This is a genomic window from Kocuria sp., from assembly GCF_030536815.1.
GTDB classification, from domain to species: domain Bacteria; phylum Actinomycetota; class Actinomycetes; order Actinomycetales; family Micrococcaceae; genus Kocuria; species Kocuria gwangalliensis.
The window spans coordinates 1-6114 of record NZ_JAUNPE010000128.1 but is presented as its reverse complement, the minus strand read 5'-3'; the positions used below and the strand labels follow the sequence as shown (position 1 = coordinate 6114).

The window sequence follows — 6114 nt, the reverse complement described above, 5'->3', positions numbered from 1 at the left end:
CGATTCACATCTGAGAAGTGATGTTAGTCATATAGACTCAGATGATCAAGAGCCGACCCCTCAGATGCGGTGAGAAATGCCCACGACCGACCCATGGCCCCCCAATGATCCATCGGCGCGCCAAAAACTTCTGGCTCAATTGGCCCAGCTGTACTTCGTGGACGGCGCGTCCAAGGTGGCGATCGGCAAACAAATCAACCTGTCACGGTTCCAGGTGGCCGCGCTCATCCAGGAGGCGCAAGACACCGGAATCGTCCGCATCGAGATCGTGATCCCGGACAATGACCAGGACGCTCGGCTCGCCCAGGCACTCGGAATCACTCGGGTCGTCACGGTGGGTACCGGGCCGTGGCCCGCGGACCGCCACACCCTGGCCAGGGAAACCGCCCGTGTCTTCATGGACCAGGTCGAGCCCGGAGATGTGCTGGGCATTTCATGGTCCCGCACTCTTCAACTCGTCACTCGGGAGCTGCCGCAGCTACCCCACAACCAGGTCATTCAACTGGCCGGGGCGCTCAATAACGATGACAATCAGGCGGCTCCCCGTCTCCTGGCGGAGCTGACCTGCCAATCCGCGTGGCCGCTCTGGGCACCACTCATCGTGGAGAACGCCCATGCGCTCATGAAGAGCCCGGAAATTGCACGGACACTTGACCGGGCCAATGCCCTGGACGTCGCCCTGATCGCCATTGGGGCCTGGTCGCCGGAGCTGTCCTCCGTGTGGAACAGGGTGCCCCCGGAGGTAGCCGAACAGGCCCGCAACGCGGGCGCCGTCGCCGAAATTTCGGGACATCTCCTGACTGCGGACGGTGCGCCGGTCAGCTCACCGGTCGAGTCCATGGTCGTCGCTGCCTCGGTGAACCAGATCAGGAACGCTCGCACCACCGTGGCCGCTGCTTCTGATGCAGGCCGGGCACCCGCGGTCCACGCCGCCGCGCGCGCCGGGCTCATTGACGTTCTCGTGTGTGACGAGCCACTGCGCCAGGCCCTGGCCGCGCTCGTCGACCGCCCCGAACCCACGCCGGCCAGCGCCGGCTGACCCAGAGATTCCGGAAAGGTATTCGCATATGTCCGCAACGGTGGTGGGGATCGACTCCTCAACACAGTCCTGCAAAGTAGTGGTGGTGGATCTGGAGAGCGGCAAGGTGCTCTCGACCGCCACGGCACCCCACCCGGACGGCACGAGTGTCGATCCACACGTGTGGCTGCAAGCACTCAAGACCGCGTGGCGGGAGGCGGGAGTTCCCGAGCGCGGCGATGTCGTGGGCGTGTCCGTGGCCGGGCAGCAGCACGGCATGGTGGCCGTTGATGCCCAGGGCGCACCCGTGCATGATGCGCTGCTGTGGAACGACGTGCGCAGCGCCCCGCAGGCCGCTCGCATGGTGAGCGAGCACGGCGTGGACTGGTGGATGGAAACGGTCAACATGGCGCCCGTGAGCTCCATGACCCTGGCCAAGCTCGCGTGGTTGCGCGAGAACGAGCCCCAAGCCGCCGCCCGGGTGCACCGGGTCATGTTGCCGCACGACTGGCTGACCCTGCACCTGAGCGGTGAGTTCGTCACGGATCGCTCGGATGCGTCCGGTACCGGCTACTTCCACGCCACGGACAACCAGTACCGACCCGAGCTGCTCCAGGAGTATTTCGGCGCGGTTCCGGAATTGCCGCGGGTGCTGGCCGCTCACGAGCCCGCCGGTACTCGCATGCCGGAGTGGTGCGGAACCGGCGGCACGCCCGCCGTGGTCGGCGCGGGTGCGGGAGACAATGCTGCCGCGGGTCTGGGTCTGAACCTCGAGCCGGGCGAGGTGGCCATTTCCGTGGGCACCTCGGGCACGGTGTTCGCCTGTAACGCCGAGCCCACGATCGATCGCTCCGGTGTCACCGCCGGTTTCGCAGACGCCACCGGCCAGCACCTTCCCCTGTTGTGCACCATCAATGCCGCGCGCGTCATGACCACCACCGCCGCGACGCTGGGGGCCGATCTGGACGAATTCACGCGGCTGGCCACGAGCGGACCCAGCGACGCCGGCGGGCTCACGATGCTCCCCTATTTCGACGGCGAGCGCACGCCCAACCTACCCGAGGCCACCGGACGCTTGGACGGCCTCACCCGGGCGTCGTTCACGCGAGAAAATCTCGCGCGCTCCGCCGTCCTGGCCGTGGCGAATTCACTGGCGGACTGCCTGGACATCCTGCGCGATATTCACGTGGACGTGGAGCGGGTGTTGCTCATTGGCGGCGGCGCCAAGTCGGACGCGTTGCGCAGTGTGCTCCCGGACACCCTGAATCTGACCGTCAGTGTCCCGCGCTCCGCAGAGTACGTGGCGTTGGGTGCCGCTCGCCAGGCAGCATGGGCAGCGACCGGACGGCAACCCGACTGGCCCCGCGTGATCGACAGCGAATTGGCACCCACCGGCGACACCGGCGTCGGCGAGTTCCGCGAGCGCTACGGGGCCTTGCGGCGCCGCTACGAAAAGCAGCTGAGCTGACGACGCCGCTCGGAGACCGGGCGGCTCAGGCGAGGGTTCCGCGAACGGCCGCTTCGATGGTGGCTCGCGCGCCGTGGCTACGGAAACTGCGAAGCGCCGCGAGATACGGTGTGGTGAATTCGGGGTGCGCCACGAGGTCGCCGAAGAGTTCGGGGTCCCGGATGAACGCGAGTTCGTCATCCTCGTGCTGGGCGGCGGCAATCATGACACGGTCCTTACGCTGATCGACCACGTCGATCGGCTGGCCGTTCTCGTCCGTCCCTTCGGCGTAGCGCGCCCATGAGGCCACGATGGTGGCAGAGAGGGTGAGCTCTCCTCCGGCGGCCAGGTTTTCCTGGATGACCGGGACCAGCCACTTGGGGATCCGGTCGGAGGACTCGGCGCACAACCGCGCCAGAGTGTCCCGGACATGAGGGTTCGCGAACCGTTCGATCAGCTGACGTTTGTAGGCGTGAACGTTCACTCCCTCGAGGGGCTGCAGGGTGGGCGTGGCTTCACGGTCCATGTAGGCCAGCAAATACTCGACGAAGAGCGGGTCCTGGCACACCTCATGTGCGTAGCGGTAGCCGGCCAGGTAGCCGGGGTAGCACAGGGCCTGGTGGCTGGCGTTGAGCAACCGGAGCTTCATGAGTTCATAGGGCACCACGTCGGGAACGACCTGCACACCAACGTCCTCGAACGGCGGCCGCCCGGACACGAAGGAATCCTCGAGCGCCCATTGGGTGAACGGTTCGCACACCACTGGCCAGGTGTCCACTACGCCGAACTCGCGGGTGACGAGTTCCCGGTCCGCGTCCGTGGTGACCGGGGTGATGCGGTCGACCATGGAATTGGGGAACGGGACGGTATCCTGGATCCACTGCGCCAGCTCGGGGTCACGCAGCCGCGCGTAGGCCGTGAACTGCTCGCGTGCCATGTCCCCGTTGCCCTGAATGTTGTCGCAGGACATCACGGTGAAGGGCTCGGTACCCGCGGCCTTTCGCTGGGCGAGTGCTTCCACGACCAGCCCGAAAACGGTGGCCGGCGGTTCCGCAGAGAGTTCCTTGTCCGCGGCCTGGGCTTGTTCGAGATCATGCACCACGGCGGGGTTGGTGTCATCGAACCGGCCCGTGGCCTGGTTGAAGTTGTAGCCGCCCTCGGTGATCGTCAGGGAGACGATGCGGGTGCTGGGTGCGGTCAGCAATTGCATGGCCCGTTCGGGCTGGGCCGGAGCCAACACGTAATCGACGATCGACCCGATGACTCGGGGTTCCAGCGTGCCGTCCGGGTGCTTGAGGACCAAGGTGTACAGGTGGTCCTGTTCCTCCAGGGCCCTCTGCATGGCAGCGTCCCCGGGCAGTACCCCCATGCCGGCAATGCCCCAGTCGAGGGCCTCGCCCTGATTCATCAACTGATCCAGGTACATCGCCTGGTGCGCTCGGTGGAAGCCACCCACACCGAAGTGCACGATGCCCACCGTGACCTTGGAGCGGTCATAGCCGGGCACCGGAATCTCCAGTGCATCGAGGACCGAATGATTCAGCGGGCGGGCCTGTCCCGCGGCATGGTCAGAACTCACGAGATCCTCCAGAGGTGTGCAGCAAACCGCAGCGGGGAGAGCTGGGTCACATTGGAGAATATCAGATGAGCATCAGCGGTGTCTCATATGAGACCGAGGAATTCCGGGCGAAATCCTACCGCTCGAATTCGGTGACCCCGGTGAACTCCTGGGCCGCACGCAAACGCTCCAGTTGGTGCTCGGGGATCGGCGGCAGGTCGGTCAGGTTGTACCAGCCGACGGTCAATGATTCGTCATCCGCGACCCGCGCCTCGCCGCGCACGTAACGGCACACAAAGGTGTGGTCCAGGAACTGGCACAGGTCTCCGTTGGGGAACCGCACGACGTCGTAGGCCTTGACCCCCACGAGCGCTTCGACCTCGACGTCCACACCGGTTTCTTCGAGGCATTCCCGGCGTGCGGCAACGCCCGGGTCCTCCCCCGGTTCCACGATGCCGGTGATCAGACCCCAGTTGCCGTTGTCGGAGCGCTGACCCAGCAGCACCTTGCCCTCGTGGATGACCACGGCGGTGCAGCCCGGCAGCCACAAGAGGTCGTGACCAATTTTTTTGCGCAATTCCACGATGAATTCGGGTGTGGCCACGGGGCGGTCCTCCTGCTGGTCGAGCTGGCATGCTGAGCTCCATGTCTACCGGAGCGGCCTACATGAACGCCAAGACTCCCAGACTGCCCACCAACATGAAGGGTCCGAAGGCCACCCGGGAGGACATCTCGATCTTGCGCGCGGCCAAGAGAGCCGCGGAGAACAAGCCCGCCAGGACAAAGGTCACCGCGATGGCCATGAACGTGTGGCTCACGGACGCGAAACCCGTGGCGATGCCCAGGACTCCCGCCAGCCGGACATCTCCCAGACCCATGCCGGCCGGGTAGACAAGGCGCAGCAGAACGAACAACCCGCCCATGATCATGAGACCCCACAGCATCCACCACCAACGGACGGGTTCACCACCGAGACTCGCGGAGACACCCAGGGGCGCGGTGACGGCTGGGTACAGCGGCCACACCACTTTGCGCGGGAGCCGGTGATACCGGATGTCGGTCGCGGCCAACCACACTCCTGTGCACGCAAGAACCAGGACACCCAGGGCACAGGTCGCCGCGGCCAACCACCCTGACGCGTTGGCCGCTTGGAGCTGTTGCCCCACGAACTCCCCGACACCCGCCGTCATTGGCTGCATCATGATCTCCATCCTAAGCACGCCCGCGGACACCGTCAGCCGACCCAGCGGATGTGCAGTACGAGTTCCTAGACTAGGGGTATGAGCGCACCGTGGGATTCCCGCCCCGCCCGAGTGAGCGTACCGGCCAATCAGTTCGCTGCGCTGTGCCGATCGTCCCCGTGGCGTTGGGACACGCTGCAGTTCACGCTGCACTGGACGGAGCGCAACGACCAACCGGCAGCGCTTCCCGTGCGGGCGTGGATTCGACGGCCGTCGGATCTGCGCGTCGAGACACTGCAGGGCAAGCTGCTCTATACGGCCACCTCCCTCGAAAAGTCCCGCGACGATTTCTACGTGGCGGCCACCCCTAAGTCGTGGCTGCTCCCACCCGCGCTCGTCACGCCCCTCTACGACGACGACGGCCTGGTACGACGCCGCCCCGAGGCCGCCTACGGCGACCCCATGTTCGGAGGGGGCCGCTGGCAAGCGGTCCTGGACCCGGTCGAGTGCGTGGGATCCGCCCCCATTCCGAACAACTTGCCCGAGCAGCGGCCGTCCAACCTCACGGATGTGGTCCAGGGTCGCTTCGCGAACCGCAGGGTCTGGATCGCCACCGTCACTCCGAGAACCCGTTACCGCCCCTTTACCCCGGAACATCCGCTGGCACCCGGGCCCACGCGCATTGCCGTGGATACCGCGACCGGCGTGTGCGTGTACTCCTCGGTGCTCGAGGGCCCCTTCGCGGGTCAGGGGCACAAGGTGGGCATCGAGGCCGTGGACGACTACCTCCTGGACGACCTCTTCACCGATATGGACTTCAACTTGACGGACGTCTCGGACCACTTGCCGTGGCCCATTCCGCTGGACTGATCCAGCTGACGAAAGATGCCGCCCGGTGACCCTCGGGAAC

6 protein-coding genes are annotated in these 6114 nt (G+C 65.9%); 3 read left to right on the top strand and 3 right to left on the bottom strand.

Annotated features, from left to right (window positions below; genetic code table 11):
- The first annotated feature begins 139 nt into the window (after positions 1-139).
- Positions 140-1039, top strand: coding sequence for a sugar-binding transcriptional regulator (locus Q4E95_RS10380; protein ID WP_303383235.1), 900 nt, complete (start codon positions 140-142; stop codon positions 1037-1039).
- A gap of 28 nt (positions 1040-1067) precedes the next feature.
- The gene (gene xylB, locus Q4E95_RS10375) at positions 1068-2486 is read left to right on the top strand and encodes a xylulokinase (protein WP_303383234.1); all 1419 of its coding nucleotides are present in this window, start codon (positions 1068-1070) and stop codon (positions 2484-2486) included.
- Between the two features lie 25 nt (positions 2487-2511).
- On the opposite strand, the gene Q4E95_RS10370 is transcribed toward xylB, so the two are convergent.
- The 3 genes from Q4E95_RS10370 to Q4E95_RS10360 all read right to left on the bottom strand — a co-directional run bounded on the left by Q4E95_RS10370 (position 2512) and on the right by Q4E95_RS10360 (position 5225).
- Complete coding sequence (locus Q4E95_RS10370) at positions 2512-4008, bottom strand: mannitol dehydrogenase family protein (protein WP_303383236.1); 1497 nt, start codon at positions 4006-4008, stop codon at positions 2512-2514.
- Positions 4009-4159: 151 nt separating this feature from the next.
- Positions 4160-4627, bottom strand: coding sequence for an NUDIX domain-containing protein (locus Q4E95_RS10365; RefSeq protein ID WP_303383233.1), 468 nt, complete (start codon positions 4625-4627; stop codon positions 4160-4162).
- 58 nt (positions 4628-4685) lie between these two features.
- The gene (locus Q4E95_RS10360) at positions 4686-5225 is read right to left on the bottom strand and encodes an A24 family peptidase (RefSeq protein ID WP_303383232.1); all 540 of its coding nucleotides are present in this window, start codon (positions 5223-5225) and stop codon (positions 4686-4688) included.
- A gap of 78 nt (positions 5226-5303) precedes the next feature.
- Here Q4E95_RS10360 and Q4E95_RS10355 point away from each other — a divergent pair, with 78 nt between their 5' ends.
- Positions 5304-6074: a hypothetical protein gene (locus Q4E95_RS10355; RefSeq protein ID WP_303383231.1), complete on the top strand. Its 771-nt coding sequence runs from the start codon at positions 5304-5306 to the stop codon at positions 6072-6074.
- The last annotated feature ends 40 nt before the right edge of the window (positions 6075-6114 follow it).